Consider the following 18,293-nt stretch of genomic DNA (forward strand, 5'->3'; position numbering starts at 1 on the left):
ACATTGTTCCGGGCGAATGCAGCTTTACCATTGATATCAGATTTGATCATAGTTATACACATTGTTCCGGGCGAATGCAGCTTTACCATTGATATCAGATTTGATCATAGTTATACAGAAAAGGAAATACTCAATACAATTAAAAATCATACCTTTTGTGATACCACGCTTCGTCCTAACGTACTCACACCATCAGCAATTGATCTTTTGCACCCCCTTGTCAGAACTGGTATTGCCATTGGCAGAAAAACATACATCTCCCCAACCAGCTCCGATCAGGGCTGGCTTGAAATGCCATCTGTTAAAATAGGCCCTGGAGATTCTGCCCGCTCTCATTCAGCTGATGAATACATTTATCTTGCAGAAATAAGTGATGGGATCACCATTTATATCAATCTTTTAGAATCTATTTTCCCATATCTTGTTAATGATTCTAGTCTGGATCAGCAATTATACACCTCCGCATGATGAAAAGTGCCATTCTAATTGATACAAAACAGACTTTTTCATTTTGATAAAAACCCTTCCATAATGGAAGGGTTTTTCTGTTCAATAATAAGATGTTAAAATATTTTTGTGTTTTATGTATCTGTAAATCAGGATTTTATGTGTTTATATCTAAGTGTGGTATATGAATTGGCTTATGCTTCTCACAAAATAAAAATATCATGCTTACAATCCTGCTTTTTTTAGCCCTGCTGATCCTCTGCTGGGTAGTTTACAAATCAATCGACTGGTTCGAAAAAATCTAAAATTATGACTGCATTATTTATTATCGCAATCGCCGTATTTATCTATATGATTTACGTGTTGATTAAACCTGAAAAATTTTAATTGTACATTATGAACACAGAATTACTTGGAATTGTTGCGACCTACCTGCTTACACTGGTCATCGCTATTCCGCTAGGCAAGTACCTGGCAAAGGTATTTGCCGGAGAAAAAGTTTGGACAGACTTTTTAAAACCTATTGAATCCGCAATCTATAAGCTTTCTGGTATTAACCCCAAAGAAGAGATGAATTGGAAGCAGCACATGAAGGCGCTGTTAACCATCAATCTTGTATGGCTTGTTTATGGATTTTTTGTTCTGATGTATCAGGACAAGCTTCCGTTGAATCCTGACGGAAACCCAGGAATGACACCCGATCTTTCTTTTAATACAATCATCAGTTTCGTGGTAAACTGTAACCTGCAGCACTATTCAGGAGAATCGGGTGTAACTTATCTTACCCAGCATTTTGTACTGATGTTTCTCCAGTTTGTTAGTGCGGCTACAGGCCTTGCTGCTGCTGTAGTTTTCTTTAAAGCTTTCAGGGATAAAACAAGCACTAAACTTGGTAACTTCTGGGAATTCTTTGTGAAATCTATTACCAGGTTATTACTTCCGTTATCATTGGTAATGGCAATTATTCTTGCCTTTAACGGTTCTCCAACAAGCTATGAAGCTAAAGATCAGTTTATTTCTGTTCAGGGAGATACAGTAAATGTTTCAAGAGGCCCTGCAGCTGCTTTTATTGCCATTAAGCACTTGGGTACTAATGGTGGTGGATGGTTTGGTGCAAACTCTACCCACCCTTTGGAAAATCCGAATTACATCACCAATACCGTTGAATTGGTTGCACAGGTAATTATTCCTATTGCAATGGTCATCGCATTTGGCATTTTCATCAGACGTAGGAGACTTGCCTGGATGATCTTTGGGGTCATGACGATTGGTATGCTACTCCTGCTGATCCCTACTGTAAGTTCCGAGCTTGGAGGAAATCCTGCCATTGCAAAAATGGGCATTTCGCAGGCTACCGGGGCTATGGAAGGCAAGGAAGTTCGTTTTGGCCCAGCCATAACCGGCTATTGGAGCACAGTAACCACCATTATCTCTACCGGTTCCGTTAACGGGATGCATGACAGTACCATGCCACTAACAGGCGCATGGCAATTACTGGGTATGATGATCAACTCTTTTTATGGAGGTTGCGGTGTTGGTGTATTGAATTATTTTATTTACCTGATCATTGCTGTATTTATTTCCGGATTGATGGTGGGAAGAACACCGGAATTCCTTGGGCATAAGGTAGAAGCCAGAGAGGTTAAGATTGCAGCATTGATCACCTTACTGAGTCCTTTTCTGATCTTGGCAGGAACGGCAATTGCCAGTTATGTATTTACGAATCACGGGGAAGCTGGATGGGCAGTACAACCTAAGAACTGGTTAAACAATCCCGGCTTCCACGGTTTCTCGGAGATGTTGTACGAAATGACCTCATCCAATGCCAATAACGGTTCTGGTTTTGAAGGTCTGGGTGACAATAATGTTTTCTGGAACGTAGCCAGTGGCTTCGTTCTATTCCTTGGTCGTTTCCTACCGATTATAGGCCCTGTTGCCATTGCAGGTTTACTAGGTTCTAAAAAATACATCCCGGAGTCTGCTGGTACCTTGAAAACAGATACTTTGACTTTCAGTCTGATGACTTTTGCAGTGATCATTGTACTGAATGCGCTTTCTTATTTCCCTGCTCTGGCTTTAGGCCCATTGGCAGAATACTTTACCATGCTTAAATAGATTATAATGAAACACTCATCTAATAAATTATTTGAACCCGCTTTAGTGCAAACTGCACTTAAGCAGTCCTTCATCAAACTTGACCCCAGAGTAATGGTTCGTAATCCGGTTATGTTTACCGTAGAAATCGGTACCGTAATCATGGCTTACGTAACTGATTACTGCTTACTGTTCTTTTTGCAAATTTTGCTGAAGCCATTGCCGAGGCCAGAGGAAAAGCACAAGCGGATAGTTTAAGGAAAACACGTGAAGAAACACCAGCTAAGGTTGTTCTGGCAAATGGAAAGATCGAGATCCGTTCTTCGAACCAATTAAAAAAAGGAGACATATTTTTCTGCGAGTCGGGAGATACCATTCCAACCGATGGAGAGATTATTGAAGGTATTGCTACCATTGATGAATCCGCCATTACCGGTGAGTCGGCTCCGGTAATCCGTGAGTCGGGAGGCGATAAATCTTCTGTTACCGGGGGTACAAAAGTGCTTTCAGACCATATCAAAGTTCAGGTAAATACCCAGCCGGGTGAAAGTTTTCTGGATAAAATGATTGCCCTTGTTGAAGGTGCATCAAGACAAAAAACACCCAATGAGATTGCATTGACCATATTGCTCGCCAGTTTTACCTTGGTGTTTATTATTGTTTGCGTTACCTTAAAGCCATTTGCTGATTATGCAAATACTCCGATTACTATTGCTGCATTGATCTCCTTGTTTGTTTGCTTGATTCCGACCACTATCGGCGGACTGCTGTCTGCAATTGGTATAGCCGGGATGGACAGGGCGCTGCGTGCCAACGTAATTACCAAATCAGGTAAAGCTGTGGAAACAGCAGGCGATATTGACGTTTTATTACTGGACAAAACAGGTACCATTACTATTGGTAACCGTAAGGCCACCAATTTCTACCCTACTTCGGGGATGGATAAGAAGCAATTCGTTGATGCCTGTATGTTAAGTTCTCTAGCTGATGAAACCCCCGAAGGTAAATCTATTATAGAGCTTGCGGTATTGCAAGATCATAAATTACTTACTGCACCTGAAGGATCTAAATTCATCAAATTTACTGCTGAAACCAGGTCAAGTGGTTTGGATACTCCGGATGGAAAAAGAATCCGTAAAGGCGCATTTGATTCTATCCGTAACATTGTTTTAACGGCTGGAAATCCTTTTCCAATAGACATTGAGGAGCAGGTGAAAATAATTGCCAATAATGGGGGAACACCGCTTGTTGTTTCTGAGAATGAAAAAGCACTTGGAGTAATTGAATTACAGGATATCATTAAACCCGGCATTAGTGAGCGTTTTGAGCGCCTGCGTAAAATGGGTGTAAAAACGGTAATGGTTACCGGAGACAACCCCCTTACCGCAAAATTCATTGCAGAGAAAGCCGGTGTGGATGATTTTATTGCTGAGGCTAAACCTGAGGATAAAATGAATTACATCAAAGAAGAACAAGCCTTGGGTAAACTTGTAGCCATGATGGGTGACGGTACCAATGATGCCCCTGCACTTGCACAAGCAGACGTAGGTGTGGCTATGAACAGTGGTACGCAGGCAGCCAAAGAAGCAGGTAACATGGTGGATCTGGATAATGATCCGACCAAGCTCATAGAGATTGTGGAAATCGGTAAACAATTGCTGATCACCCGCGGAACACTTACTACCTTCTCTATTGCCAATGACGTAGCGAAGTACTTTGCGATTGTACCGGCATTGTTTATTGCTTCGATTCCTGCATTACAGAGTTTAAATATTATGGGATTGCATAGTCCTGAGAGTGCGATTTTATCTGCTGTAATTTTCAATGCAATCATTATCCCTATCCTGATCCCTCTGGCCTTAAAAGGTGTTGAATATAAACCAATCGGTGCCAGTGCGTTGTTGCGTAGAAATCTACTGATCTATGGACTTGGCGGTGTGATAGCCCCTTTTATAGGCATCAAACTTATTGATATTGTTGTAGGCTTATTTGTTTAAAAAATAGAAATCATGAAAAAATATATCATACAATCCTTACGCTTAACACTAGTACTTATGGTATTACTGTGCGTTATTTATCCATTGATTGTTGCTTTTGCCGGTGGCTTCTCAAAAGGAAATGGTGGCGGCGAAAAGATCAGCAAAAATGGTAAAGTTGTTGGTTATGCCGCAATTGGCCAATCGTTTACCAAACCGGAGTATTTCTGGGGAAGACCTTCTGCGGTTGGTTATAATGCTGCAGGCTCGGCCGGCTCCAATAAGGGGCCTTCAAATCCTGATTACCTAAAAGAGGTTTCGAGCAGAATCGACACTTTGCTAAAATACAACCCATCTTTGAAAAAGGCTGATATTCCAGCCGATATGGTCACTGCTTCAGGTAGTGGTTTAGATCCAAACATTTCCGAACAGGGTGCCATTATCCAGATCAAAAGAATTGCTGCTTATCGTAAAATAAATGAAAAGACAGTAGCTGAACTGGTAGTTAAAAATACTCAGGGGCCATTGTTAGGACTGTTTGGCCCGTCATCCGTAAATGTACTTAAGCTTAACCTTGCCCTGGATGAGTTAAAAAAATAATCTTACGACTCTCGCTCTGAAACTCCTGCCTGATCCATAATGCGTTTGCCAAACCCCGGATCAGGCAGCGGCAGGGGAAGTATGGCCTAAATTTTAATCCAAAAACAACAAATAATACAATAACGTGGCCATCAGAGATGACCATATCTAGAAAAAACAAAACTATAAATGAAAAAACTTTTAATATTAGCAACAGCATTAACTACGGGATCTTTAGCATACGGCCAGGAAACATCAAAAATCAAAGTGAGTGGTTACCTGGAAACTTATTTCGGTTACGATTTTAATAAACCGACGGATAACAACAGACCTGGATTTATCTATTCTCATAACCGTCATAACGAAATGAACTTAAATTTGGGTTTCATCAAAGGGAATTACGATAATGGAACCATCAGGGCAAATGTAGCTGTAATGGCGGGAAGTTATGCCAATGCAAATCTAGCGGCAGAGCCTGGGGTGTTAAAAAACATCTATGAAGCAAATGCTGGGGTTAAACTTTCCAAAACAGCTAATTTATGGTTGGATGCCGGAATTTTCTCTTCACATATTGGTTTTGAAAGTGCCGTTTCTAAAGATTGCTGGGTATTAACAAGAAACATCTCATCAGAAAATACACCTTATTATGAATCGGGTGCAAAAATTACCTATGGTACTAGTGATGGAAAGTTTACTGCTGCCGCATTTTATTTGAACGGATGGCAAAGAATTACCCGTCAGAGCGGAAACAGCCAGCCGGCCGGTGGTGTACAGTTAACATGGAAACCAACAGATAAAATTACTGTCAACTATAGTAATTACCTGGAAACAGAAGGTGCTGACTCTATAAGGGTAACACGGTTCTATCATAATGTTTATGGAATATTCCAGGTAACTGATCAGTTTGGATTGACTCTTGGCTTTGATTACGGAACACAGCAGAAAACAAAAGGAAGCAGCGACAAAAATGAAGTTCTTTCGCCTGTTGCCATTGCACAATACAAGATCAACAGCAACTGGGCGGTTGCCGCAAGAGGAGAATATTACCAGGATAAGAATGGTGTTTTTATTGCTACCGGAACACCTAATGGCTTTAAAACAACCGGATATTCCCTTAATGTGGATTACGCGCCTGTGAGTAATGCAGTAATTAGATTGGAAGGTAAAATGTATAGCAGTAAAGACAAAATATTTGTGCGTAATTTAAATGCTGTAGACAACAATGCTGCAGTTACAGCAAGTATTGCTGTTGCTTTTTAGACTTAGATTAATATAGTTTAGAATTACGGAATTCACCTAAAACCAGGCGGATTCCGTAATTGTTAAAATCAAATATTTACTATGAAAAAATGGACATTTCGGGGTTTTGTGAGTAATCCCTTTGGTAAACTGATTCTGTGTTTTGGTATTGGGTTGATTATTGGTGGATTATGGTATTTGATGACTAATAATTACATCATTATTAAATGGTAATTTTATTGAGCCATGGAAGAAGATAATAAAGCAGACTCGGTAAGGAAATTTCTTGATCTGGTAAAGAAGTCCAGAAGAGGGAAATTTAAGGTATATATTGGCATGAGTGCGGGCGTGGGGAAAACGTACAGAATGTTGCAGGAAGCCCATGCTTTATTAAAGAATGGTATTGATATTCGGATTGGCTATATAGAAACCCATAACAGAGCTGAAACACATGCATTATTAGACGGTATCCCGATTATTCCCCGAAGAAAACTCTTTTATAAGGGTAAAGAGCTGGAGGAGATGGATGTAAACGCAATTATTAATACACACCCAGAGGTTGTTATTGTTGATGAATTAGCGCACACAAATGTTGAAGGGAGTAAAAACGTTAAGCGCTGGCAGGATGTTGCTGATATTCTTGAAGCGGGAATTAGCGTGATCTCTGCTGTAAATATTCAACATCTTGAAAGTATGAATGAGGATATTGAAACCATTACCGGGATCCCTATCACAGAGAGAATACCAGATAAGATTTTAGAAACAGCGGACGAGATCGTTAACATAGACCTAACCGCAGATGAGTTGATAGAGCGGTTAAAAGCCGGGAAAATTTATGATAAAAGTAAGATCGAACGGGCCCTCGGAAATTTTTTTCAACCAGAGCGTATACTCCAACTTCGTGAACTTGCTTTAAAAGAAGTTGCCCATCACCTGGAAAGGAAAATCAATATCGAAATTCCTAAGCAGATCAAGCTTCGGCCTGAGCGTTTTTTAGCTTGTATATCTACTAATAATACAACAGCTAAAATAGTAATCAGAAAAACCGCAAGACTTGCTTCCTATTACCGTTCACCATGGATAGTGCTATATGTACAAAACGATAATGAAAGTGGAGATCGGATTAAATTAGACGTGCAGCGACATCTGATTAACAACTTTAAAATGGCAACCGAGCTAGGTGCAGAGGTTATAAAAGTTAAAAGCAATCATATCACCAGCGCTATATTGAAGGTTGCTGAAGAAAAAGAAATTACCACAATATGTATAGGAAAGCCACACTTAAATTTATTTCAGATCATTATGAGAACTGCTGTTTTTAACCAACTTTTGCGAAGTATTTCTGCTACCGAAACTGATCTTGTTATATTATCATGACGTTAAAAATTTAATATTATAAACCATGAAGATAAAAACTAAACTACGCCTCGGATTCGGGTTCTTATTCGTGGTCGTGATATTCTTCGGAGCGATCTCGCTCTACTATATGAACAAAATTTCTGTAAGCTCCAAGGTAATCTTAAAGGACAACTACGAGAGCTTAAATTTTTCTGGCGAGATGCGAAAGATACTTGATGAAAGCGTAATACCACTTTCGCAGAAAGAGGCTGAACAGTTTGGAATCCATTTGGCAAAAGAAAGAAATAACATTACTGAAAAAGGAGAGCATGAGTCTGTACTTAGACTTGCTGAAGCCTATAAGATTATTGTAGACCCGGCAAAAAATATATCAGCCAAGCAGTTGGCATTAAATAATGCCCGATTGCAGTTGAGGATCATTGATGAGGTGAATATGAATGCTATTGTCAGAAAAAATGCTGCTGCCCAAAGGGGCGTCGAAAAGGCAGCAACTTATCTGATCTTTGCGGCTTCAATGTGCTTTCTAATCTTGTTTTCTTTTGTTGTAAATTTCCCGGGCTTTGTAGCCAATCCCCTAAAGGAATTCTCTGAAGCGATTAAAGAAATCAGTCGGAAAAATTATAAACAGCGTTTGGAATTCAATGGAACTGATGAGTTTTCGGAGCTCGCAACAGAGTTTAATGCTATGGCTGCTCAGCTCAACAAATGGGAAAACAGTAATCTGGCCAAACTTCAATCCGAAAAGCTAAGGATAGAAGCCATTATTGAACAAATGCAGGATGCAATTATTGGTCTGAACGAGAAAAAAGAGATCTTATTTTTGAATAAAGTAGCCGGACAGTTGTTAAACCTGAGCGAAAAAGATATTATCGGATTAAATGCTTTAGAGCTAATGAAAAGAAATGATCTTTTAAATAGAATATTGCAAATCAATAGTGTAGACAAACCAATGAAGATCTATGCTGATAATAAAGAGTCTTACTTCCAGTTGGAGCGTAGGGAGATCACAGTTCCGGTAGCCTATGAAGATCAGGACGAACAGATAATTACTGAGACCAGAAGAACTGCTGGTGAAGTATATATACTAAAAAACATAACACAGTATAAGGAATTAGACGAAGCAAAGACAAATTTTATTGCTACTGTATCTCATGAATTAAAAACGCCGATATCATCTATTAAAATGAGTTTAAAATTAATGGATGATGAGCGCGTTGGTACAATGAATGCCGAGCAGAAGGAACTTGTTCAGCATATTAAGGAGGATTGCGGACGTTTATTAAAGATTACAACGGAGCTACTTGATCTTGCTCAGGTAGAAACAGGTAACCTGCAATTAAATTTTGTGAAATCTGACCCACGTAAGATCGCTATTTATGCTATGGATGCTGTAAGGTTTCAGGCAGAGCAGAAGTCGATAGAATTGGAATTGATCAGCAAAAATAATTTGGCTAAAGTATTTGTGGATACTGAAAAGACCGCATGGGTGCTGGTTAATTTTTTATCTAATGCTTTGAGGTACAGCTCAGAAAAATCTAAAGTGATTATTCAGATAATTGAAAAGGATGGAAACATAGAATTTTCTGTGAGGGATTTTGGAAAAGGAATTGATGAGCAGTATCAGAAAAGGTTGTTTGACCGTTATTTTCAGGTTCCTACCGACGGAAATAATAAATCAGGGTCTGGATTAGGATTGGCAATATCCAAAGACTTCATAGAGGCAGAAAGCGGAAAGATTTGGGTGGAAAGTGCTATTGGAGAAGGAAGCAGATTTTGCTTTCAGCTACCAATAGCAGTATAAAATGCGTTATTAATTCATTGCAGAGTTAAGTGCAATGATGGCAGTTTTAAAGTGTTCGCGTGCAACTAAAAACTGAATATTTACTTTTCTTAATGCAAAGCCTGCGCTCTTAATGTTTATCCCTTTTTCGGTTAGAGCGTAGGCACTTTTTGCCAACAAACCCGGTTGGTCTATGTTAGATCCTAAGAGGCATACCATAGCAACTTCTTCAATAGTTACCTTTTCAAAGTCATCTTCCAGATCACTAATTAGTTTTTTAACAAAATCTCGTTCCCAAATTGCAATAGATATGCTGTTGGCACTGGTTGCCTTAAAGGTATAACTAATGTGGTGTTTATAGAAAATTTGCATGATGTGCAGATCGCTACCCACACTACCTACCATTAATGGATCATAAACATCAATCAATAGCAATTTGTCTGTTCCTGTAATTACTTCCACCCGTTTATGCTCACAAATAAAATTCCTGGTGATCAATGTGCCAGGGTGGGCAGGTTCAAAAGTGTTTTTTATTCGTAGATGAATCCCGTTGATTTCCAGAGGTTTTGAAGCCTTGGGATGGATTGCCTCCATGCCTACATCTGCCAGCTGATCGGCAATGTCATAATTGGTGTAACCAACCGGGGTACAATTTTCTATCCCCACTAACGCCGGATCTGCTGTTGATAGATGATATTCTTTATGAATAATTGCTTCCTGAGGTTTTAAGAATTCAGCAATTTTGCTAAAAGTTACTTCAGAATATCCCCGGTCAAATTCACGCATAATACCTTCGGTTCCTTTAGCATATCCTGTAACTATACACACTGTGTTTTCGAAGTCGATATTTTTAAAGGCATGCTTTATCCGCTGGTCAATAGTAAATGCCCTATGGTCATTAAAACCACTCAAATCTATAAGAATAGCATTAATACCCATGTTCTTTAAGATATTAGTAAAGTTAAAAGCAGAGTGGCTTTCTCCAATTGAGGCTAGTATCTCACGTGCCGCCTGTAAAATACCTGCTTTGCTCACATAACCTGAGGCCAGGATATTTGCTAGATTTTCAAGATATTTTTGTGCCTCTGTAATATGATTTTCTATGAACTGATCGGCCAGAGTTAAATCAAGGCCTATACTCTTATACTTTTTGTTGATGGATTTTAACTGAACGATCAGACTCATTAACGGCCTGTGAAAATCCTGATATTTAGCAATGCGATGATAAACACCTGGCTTTCCTGTTTTTTTGTTCTCCAACAACAGGTCGGTCACACCGGAAAATGCAGAGACTACAAAAACTCTGTTGTATAATGCCTCACCGCTTCTTTCAAATAAAACGATGTTATTAATAACATCTGCAAGGGCACTCATCGAAGTCCCCCCAATTTTTTCTACTGTTAACATGTATGATTTTACTTTCAGTTTCGGTTTAAAATTAAAGGATTTTTTCTATTCTACGTTAGGACTAATCCATTCTAAGCCAAAATCCGAATGGGATTAGACCTTGCATAGAGAACCTAAGATGTGAATAGAGATGCAAATTCGTGGCCTAAAAGATGAGATTGATGCTAAAGGTCAGTTACACATTGTGTTAGCTGTTTTTAATTTTTTTAACTAAAATCCAGATTAAATAAGCGTTTTTCAAAATGGGTGAGGTTTTTTCATTTTAACATGTTTTGGGTTAAAGGGCTTAGAAGTAAGGAATATGTACTTATATTCAGTTAAATTTCAAGAGAATTGTTTTAGGATTTGGATGGTATGGTTTAATTCATACATTTGAATTAATCAAATATAGACCCTATGCCTAAACATTTACCCGACCTAAACAGTCTGATAAGTCATATTGCTTTGTATAATAATGAGAACGCATACGAGAAGCTTTTCAAATCTTTGTTTCCTTCTTTATATCGCTTTTGCTTTTGTTTATTAAAGTCAAGAGAACTTGCAGAAGAAGTGGCCAGTGATGTTATGATTACCATTTGGCGGAATAGAGAAAAATTATCGGAGGTGAGAAATATCAAAGTTTATGCTTTTGTAATTGCCCGTAATTTATCCTTAAATGTGCTTAATAAACATTCAAAGCAGGAGTGGGTCTCTCTAGATGATATTGAATTCGAAATTATTCTTGACAACCTGAATCCGGAGCAGATATTGATTAATGATGAATTGAAGAGAAAGCTCGAGGTTGCCACCGAAAAACTGCCTTCTCAGTGCAAGCTGGTATTTAAATTAATAAAAGAAGACGGTTTAAGTTATAAGGAAACGGCATCCATTTTAAATATTTCTCCTAAAACAGTAGATGCGCATCTGGTAACGGCAATTAAAAAAATGAGCACTGTTTTAAAAGCAGAATTTAACCTCATGTAAAAAAACTTTTATTTTTTTTCATGAAAGACTAGGGAGTTTTCCAAAAAGGTTTGTCCTATACATACAAACCAATATAAACTTACCCGGATTATCTGTATGTATAAAAACAGAATTATAGAACTGTTAGCTCGTAAATTAGCTGGTGAAGCCACGAAAAGCGAATTGGAAGAGCTGAATGACCTCATAACAGGATATCCTGATTCCGTTTATTATGAAGAATTTCTAGAACAACTCTGGTTAAGTTCAGAAGGACAAACCGATCTGCCAGACGTAGATCAGGCGTACCTGTTGCATAGGCTTAAATTCCGTGATGAGTTTGGACATAAAGAGGAAACACAAAAAATAACCGGCTTCAAAAAATATAAAAATCTAATTGGCATTGCTGCAATATTACTTGTTATTGTTTCTGCTGCTCTACTTTACTACAATAGGTCCGATAAATTTTCCCCGGATACTCAAATTGTTGCAGGGAAAGGGATCCGAAAAAAAATTAAGCTTCCGGATATAAAAAGTCAGAGGCTACCTTGATCCGCGGGTCTATTGAGCTTTCTGTAAACGACAGATCGGAACAAAAGATCCTTTTAAGTCCGTCAGAAAAATTTGCATTGGTTGAAGATAAAAAAGTTATTCATGTTAAGTCTAGTCCCTCGCCAGATGTGCCAAAGGACATAACGTTAACGATACAACACGTGGTGCCGGTGCGAATTGGTAACAACGAATATATCGAAGAAACTTCGTGGCGTGATAGCCAGCTTGTTTTTCAGAATGAATCATTAGAAGATCTGAAACCAAAGCTGGAACGCTGGTTCAATGTGCAAATCAACTTTGAAACCGAGCAAGCAAAATCTTATCGCTTTACAGGTGTATTTAAAAATGAAACAATCGAAGAAACCCTGAAAGCAATGCAATTAATCAAACCATTTAACTTTAAACTTAAAGAACATGACGTGATCATTTACTAACAAAAAAGGGAGCTAAATGCGGCTAACATTTCTCTCCCCCTAAACCTTCATGAGTAGCTAAATGCTACTATTACAGATTTTTAACTTTGAAATTCACAAATCTATGAAAAAAAAAGAACTGTGCAATAAAGTTCTATGTGCCAACTTTCCCAACAAAAAACTAATAATGATGCTAAACTGGATCTTTGTTTCATCGTTTGTCTTATGTTTGCAGGTATCAGCTTCCACCTTCTCCCAAGGTACAAAGGTTGATTTAGAGCTGCATAGAGTCAAATTAAAAGAAGCGCTTAATGTGCTTGAGAAGAAAGGGAATATACGCTTTCTATATAGCGAGGACGACCTTTCTGGTAGTAAAGATGTTACATTGGTAAAGAGTCAGATATTTGTTTCTGATGCCCTGATGCTACTTTTGAAAAACACTAATCTGGAGTTCCAGGAATTGGAAGATAACCTGGTAGTGATAAGACTAAGAAATGCATCGGCGGCTGACATTTTGGTGAAAGGTCTGGTTACAGATGCCAATGGAACTGGCATCCCCGGGGTAAGTGTTAAATTAAAAGAAGGTACGGCTGGTTCAACTACTGATGCAACAGGTAAATACAGCATCAGGGTGCCGGACAATGGCACATTGGTGTTCTCTTATATGGGATATCAGACGCAAGAAATTCCGGTTAATAAGCAAGAAACAATTAATGTGAAGCTGGTCGAAAGTGCACAGGCACTATCTGAAATTGTGGTTGTTGGTTATGGAACACAGAAAAAAGCTGTCGTTTCCGGAGCTGTAACTTCAGTTAAAGGAGCCGAGCTGGCAAAAACACCAACGGTAAACCTTTCTAACTCACTGGCTGGTCGTTTGCCGGGTGTAACAGCTGTTCAAGCAAGTGGTGAGCCGGGTTATGATGGATCAACTATCCGCATCCGTGGAGTTAATTCCTTAGGAAATAACAATGCCTTAATCGTTATCGATGGGGTGCCTAACAGGGCAGGCGGTCTAGAACGCTTAAATCCAAATGATGTAGAAAGTGTATCAGTACTAAAAGATGCTTCTGCTGCAATTTATGGTTCCAGGGCGGCAAATGGTGTTATCCTTATAACCACTAAACAAGGTAAATCAGGAAAACCACAATTATCTTATGATTATGGTTATGGCTTGCAGCAACCGACCAGAACGCCTAAAATGTCAAATTCATCCCAGTATGCTGAAATATTGAATGAATTAAACATATTCGGTGCCGACTTGCCTCAGGACCAATGGAGTGCTGCGTGGCAGGCGTTTAAGGAAACAGGGTCGTACAAACGAACTGATAACAATAGTACAATCAGCGCAGCTTATCGTCCCGATGAGATGCAGAAGCTACGTGATGGTTCAGACCCGTTAAGATACCCTAATACAGATTGGTTTAATACCACACTTAAAAACTGGTCTCCACAACAAAAACACAACTTACAAATTAATGGAGGAGGAGATAACATCAAATATCTTGTGTCTTTGGGATATTTAGATCAGGATGGTTATTACAAAAAATCTGCAACAGGATATCAGCAGTACGATCTGAGGATTAACCTCGAAGCGAACATCAACAAATATGTAACTGCTACATTAGGTGTTACTGGTAGAGAGGAAGTTCGTAATTTCCCTACTGTAAGTGCCTCTGATGTATTCAGGATGCTGATGCGCGGAAAACCAACAGAAATAGAGGTTTGGCCAAATGGTTTACCAGGACCTGATATTGAATATGGATATAACCCATATGTGACAACTACAGATCTTACAGGTTATAACAGGGATCGCAGGGATTACTTACAAACTACTGGTAAAGTAGAAATCAGAATTCCATGGGTTGATGGGTTAAAAGTAACAGGAACTGCCTCTATAGATAAGTTTGCAGGCAGGCAAAAAAGATGGCAGACGCCATGGACGCTTTATTATTGGGACAAAAAATCTTTTGAAGCCGATGGTGTAACACCTGTACTGACAGGTTCGGTGCGTTCTGAACGTACAGATCCTAGTTTAACTGAAACCGCTGGAGCGCAATTGGCAACAAATTTAATGGGAATGATCAATTATGATAAAAAAATAGGAGATCATACTATTGGTTTAATGGCTGGTGTAACCAGAGAAAAGGTTGATAATGATGGATTTTCAGCTTTCAGAAGATATTTCATTTCTACTGCTTTGCAGGAACTGTTAGCAGGTAGCGATAAAGAGCAGTCGATCAGTAATCCAGGTGACCCTAACAACTTATACAAAAGAGCTCGTTTGAGTTATTTTGGAAGGGTAGGTTATAACTATAAAGAAAAATATCTTGCTGAATTCTTGTGGAGAGCTGACGGTTCGTACATCTTCCCTGAAGATAAGCGCTTTGGTTTCTTCCCTGGCTTTTCACTGGGTTGGAGGGTATCTGAAGAGCCTTTCTTTAAAGATAACGTCAGATTTGTTAATAATTTGAAAATCAGAGCTTCATGGGGTCAGATGGGTGCAGAGGCATACTTTGGGGATGCACTGGCCGAATATCAATACCTGAGTACAATGGGCTTTGGAAGTTATGTGATCAATGATCAGTTAAGCCAAACATTAGTTGAAAACCGAGTTCCTAATTTGGATTTCGGATGGGAAGTAGCAAACAATTCCAACGTAGGTTTGGATGCATCGTTCTTGGATAATAAATTAAGCTTTGAGTTTGACGCCTTTTATAACAAGCGTACAAAAATTCTTATTGCAAGAGGTAACTCTATACCTGGCAGCTCGGGTATTACCGATAAATTACCTCCTGTGAATCTTGGAAAAGTAAACAATAAAGGTTTTGAATTTAAGTTGAGCTATAACGACAATGTAGGTGAACTTAATTACGGAGTAAGTGTTAACGGAGGATATTCTAAAAACAAGATCATATTCTGGGATGAAACACCAGGCGCACCAGAGTGGCAGCGATCAACTGGAATGCCTACAGGAACAGAACTTGTGTACCAATATGATGGAGTTTTTAGAGATCAGACCGAAATTAATGCCAACAAAATCGATTATAGCGCCTTTACCGGTAATCTATTGCCAGGTGATATGAAGTTTAAAGACATCAATGGCGATGGTAAAATCAATGGCGATGATCAGATTAGAATGGACAAAACAAACACACCTACTTTTACAGGTGGTTTTAATTTGAATCTGGCTTATAAAGGTTTTGACCTTTCGGCATTAATTCAGGGAGCTTCAGGAGGTCTGCAGATTGTAGGATTAACAGAATCTGGTGACATAGGTAACTTCCTTGAATGGTCATACAAAAACCGTTGGAGCATCGAAAATCCGAGTAGTGAATTCCCTAGGTTATCTAACCGTGGTAAAACCTATTATACGGATTTTAATAATGCAGCACGTAATACCTATTGGATGCGTAGCAACAACTATATAAGGTTAAAAAATGTTGAACTGGGCTATACGTTTGCTCCGGAATTGGTAAAACGAATCGGATTAACAGCGCTTAGGGTATATGTAAATGGGCTAAACCTTGTAACTCTGGATAAAATTAAAATTTGGGATCCTGAATCAACAAACTCTAGTGCCCAATATTATCCACAGGCAAGGGTTATCAATACAGGAATTAAAGCCACTTTTTAAGTTCAAAGAATTAAAATATTTTATATGAAACCTATAAATAGAAATACATACATATTTTCCATCGCTCTTATAACGCTGTTCGGATCAGGTTGTAAAAAGGATTTTCTTGCAGTAGATCCGCCGACGGCAATTAATGCTGATTTGGTATGGAAGGATCCTGCATTGGCACAAGCTTTTGTTACCGAGATATACAATGGATTAAATGTGGGGGGATTTGATGAGCAAATGTTGTCGTCAGTTTCCGACGAGTCACTTTTTACGCATCCAAACAGGGGAATCGATCTCGTTAATGCAAGTACCATTAATCCAACAACATTAGGGTGGGTTCATGTAACCTGGGGTTACGATCAGATGTATAATCGCATCCGTGCTTGTAATATCACGGTAGAAAAGTTAACAGGTACCGATAATGCAATTACTGACGAAGCTGTAAAATCGAAGTTGTTGGGACAGGCTTATTTTTTAAGAGCTTATTTTTATCAGCAGTTGTTGCGATACTACGGTGCTGTGCCGCTTATTACAAAAAGCTATGGACTTAATGATGATTATAAAGTAAAAAGAGCCACTTATGAAGAGTGTGTAAACTTCATTGTTAAAGATTGTGAGGAGTCTTTTAATCTATTAAAAGATCAAACAATGGTAAAGGGGCAAACTAATTCTTTGGCTGCTTTAGCGTTGAAATCACGAGTTTTGTTATATGCCGCAAGTGATCTGCATGATGTTCCTACGGCAAAATCAAAATCTACAGTGATTTCAAGTTATGCTAACCCAGAATTTTTAGGATATCTAACTGGTGATCGCAATGCACGCTGGAAAGCAGCACAAGATGCAGCAAAAGCTGTAATGGATGCCGGAACAGGGTATAAGTTGAACCTGGATGCAAAAGTATCTGTTGCTGAAGGACGTAATAACTATAAAAGTATAGCTATGGGTGGTGGTAGTAAAGCGCCGGGCATAGATATCGCTGCTGCTTCTGAGTTAATTTTTGCCAGATACTTTATAGATCGCAGTGACTTGCGCTATGGAAGAGCAAATGGACCAAATGGTTATCATAACTGGGCTGGTAACACCCCAATAGGCTTGCTTGTTGATGATTATGAGATGATTGATGGAACAAAATTTAGCTGGACAAATACTGCGCAGCAATCTGCTCCTTATCAAAATCGTGATCCACGTTTCTACGCAACTGTTTTATATGATGGTGCTGGCTGGAAACCAAGAGATAAAGTTTCAGGATCAGTAGATCCTGCTAACCAGATACAAACCGGTGAATATGACCTTATGGAGGACGGGAAAAAGATCCGTTTTAAAGGGCTCGATACAAGAGGTAGCTCCATTGAAAACTGGAACGGAAGCTGGACTGGCTATTATACACATAAATTTATAGATCCGGATCCGAATATTGTAGATGCTTCTATGCCTCAATTTGTGCCATGGCCATTCTTCAGATATACTGAGGCGGTAATGAATTATATTGAAGCCAGTATAGAGCTAGGCGATTTCGCTCCGGCTGTATTGTGGTTAAATCGTATTCGTTTCCGTTCAGGAATGCCTGCAATTGCAGGTAGTTCGAAGGAAGTTTTAACCGAAATTTATCGCCATGAGCGCAGAATTGAAATGGTATATGAAGAACAACGTTATCATGATACGCGCAGATGGATGATAGCACCTGCAACCTTGGGTAGGAAAGCGACTTACATTAAAGTGTCCGGTACTTTTAAAGCAGGTAAAACTATGTCTGAGCCTTATCATTATGATACTTCAGTTTATGATTATACATACACACCAACTGTAGAGACCGCACAGGAAAATCGCAAATGGGAAGATAAAATTTATTTCAGACCATTTAGCCGTGATGAGATCAACAGAAATAG

Annotated in this window: 12 protein-coding genes and 2 pseudogenes; 13 read left to right on the forward strand and 1 reads right to left on the reverse strand. The window is 39.0% G+C overall.

Features of this window, described 5'->3' with window-relative positions; genetic code table 11:
* The 8 genes and pseudogenes from AC1DDX_RS16040 to AC1DDX_RS16075 all read left to right on the forward strand — a co-directional run.
* A pseudogene (locus AC1DDX_RS16040) lies at positions 1–468 on the forward strand (hypothetical protein); the annotation flags it as partial.
* A 288-nt stretch (positions 469–756) separates the two neighbouring features.
* On the forward strand, positions 757–834 hold the full coding sequence (locus AC1DDX_RS16045) for a potassium-transporting ATPase subunit F (protein ID WP_084498241.1): 78 nt from the start codon (positions 757–759) through the stop codon (positions 832–834).
* Positions 835–843: 9 nt separating this feature from the next.
* The gene (gene kdpA / locus AC1DDX_RS16050; RefSeq protein ID WP_172660524.1) at positions 844–2,562 is read left to right on the forward strand and encodes a potassium-transporting ATPase subunit KdpA; all 1,719 of its coding nucleotides are present in this window, start codon (positions 844–846) and stop codon (positions 2,560–2,562) included.
* A 6-nt stretch (positions 2,563–2,568) separates the two neighbouring features.
* Positions 2,569–4,538: pseudogene (gene kdpB, locus AC1DDX_RS16055) on the forward strand (potassium-transporting ATPase subunit KdpB).
* Positions 4,539–4,550: 12 nt separating this feature from the next.
* The gene (locus AC1DDX_RS16060) at positions 4,551–5,117 is read left to right on the forward strand and encodes a K(+)-transporting ATPase subunit C (RefSeq protein WP_172660522.1); all 567 of its coding nucleotides are present in this window, start codon (positions 4,551–4,553) and stop codon (positions 5,115–5,117) included.
* Between the two features lie 168 nt (positions 5,118–5,285).
* A complete protein-coding gene (locus tag AC1DDX_RS16065) occupies positions 5,286–6,356 on the forward strand; it encodes a porin (RefSeq protein WP_477611738.1) in 1,071 nt (356 codons plus the stop codon).
* A gap of 225 nt (positions 6,357–6,581) precedes the next feature.
* Positions 6,582–7,712 carry a sensor protein KdpD gene (locus tag AC1DDX_RS16070; protein ID WP_172660520.1) on the forward strand — a complete coding sequence of 377 codons (1,131 nt, stop codon included), beginning with the start codon at positions 6,582–6,584 and terminating at the stop codon, positions 7,710–7,712.
* Positions 7,713–7,737: 25 nt separating this feature from the next.
* Positions 7,738–9,495, forward strand: a complete 1,758-nt coding sequence (locus AC1DDX_RS16075; protein WP_172660519.1) for an ATP-binding protein — start codon at positions 7,738–7,740, stop codon at positions 9,493–9,495.
* A gap of 9 nt (positions 9,496–9,504) precedes the next feature.
* On the opposite strand, the gene AC1DDX_RS16080 is transcribed toward AC1DDX_RS16075, so the two are convergent.
* Positions 9,505–10,881 (reverse strand): aspartate kinase, encoded by a 1,377-nt coding sequence (locus AC1DDX_RS16080; protein WP_172660518.1) that lies wholly within the window; start codon positions 10,879–10,881, stop codon positions 9,505–9,507.
* Between the two features lie 396 nt (positions 10,882–11,277).
* On the opposite strand from AC1DDX_RS16080, the gene AC1DDX_RS16085 reads away from it, so the two are divergent.
* The 5 genes from AC1DDX_RS16085 to AC1DDX_RS16105 all read left to right on the forward strand — a co-directional run.
* On the forward strand, positions 11,278–11,844 hold the full coding sequence (locus tag AC1DDX_RS16085) for an RNA polymerase sigma factor (protein WP_172660517.1): 567 nt from the start codon (positions 11,278–11,280) through the stop codon (positions 11,842–11,844).
* 96 nt (positions 11,845–11,940) lie between these two features.
* On the forward strand, positions 11,941–12,372 hold the full coding sequence (locus AC1DDX_RS16090; protein ID WP_477622261.1) for a hypothetical protein: 432 nt from the start codon (positions 11,941–11,943) through the stop codon (positions 12,370–12,372).
* Positions 12,369–12,806 (forward strand): FecR domain-containing protein, encoded by a 438-nt coding sequence (locus AC1DDX_RS16095; RefSeq protein WP_477622262.1) that lies wholly within the window; start codon positions 12,369–12,371, stop codon positions 12,804–12,806. Before AC1DDX_RS16090 ends, AC1DDX_RS16095 begins: the two co-directional genes overlap by 4 nt.
* A gap of 103 nt (positions 12,807–12,909) precedes the next feature.
* Positions 12,910–16,419: a SusC/RagA family TonB-linked outer membrane protein gene (locus tag AC1DDX_RS16100; protein WP_216854361.1), complete on the forward strand. Its 3,510-nt coding sequence runs from the start codon at positions 12,910–12,912 to the stop codon at positions 16,417–16,419.
* 24 nt (positions 16,420–16,443) lie between these two features.
* A partial coding sequence (locus tag AC1DDX_RS16105; RefSeq protein WP_477622263.1) for a RagB/SusD family nutrient uptake outer membrane protein occupies positions 16,444–18,293 on the forward strand: 1,850 nt, incomplete at its 3' end.

It is taken from the genome of Pedobacter sp. 10L46_2 (genome assembly GCF_056395165.1).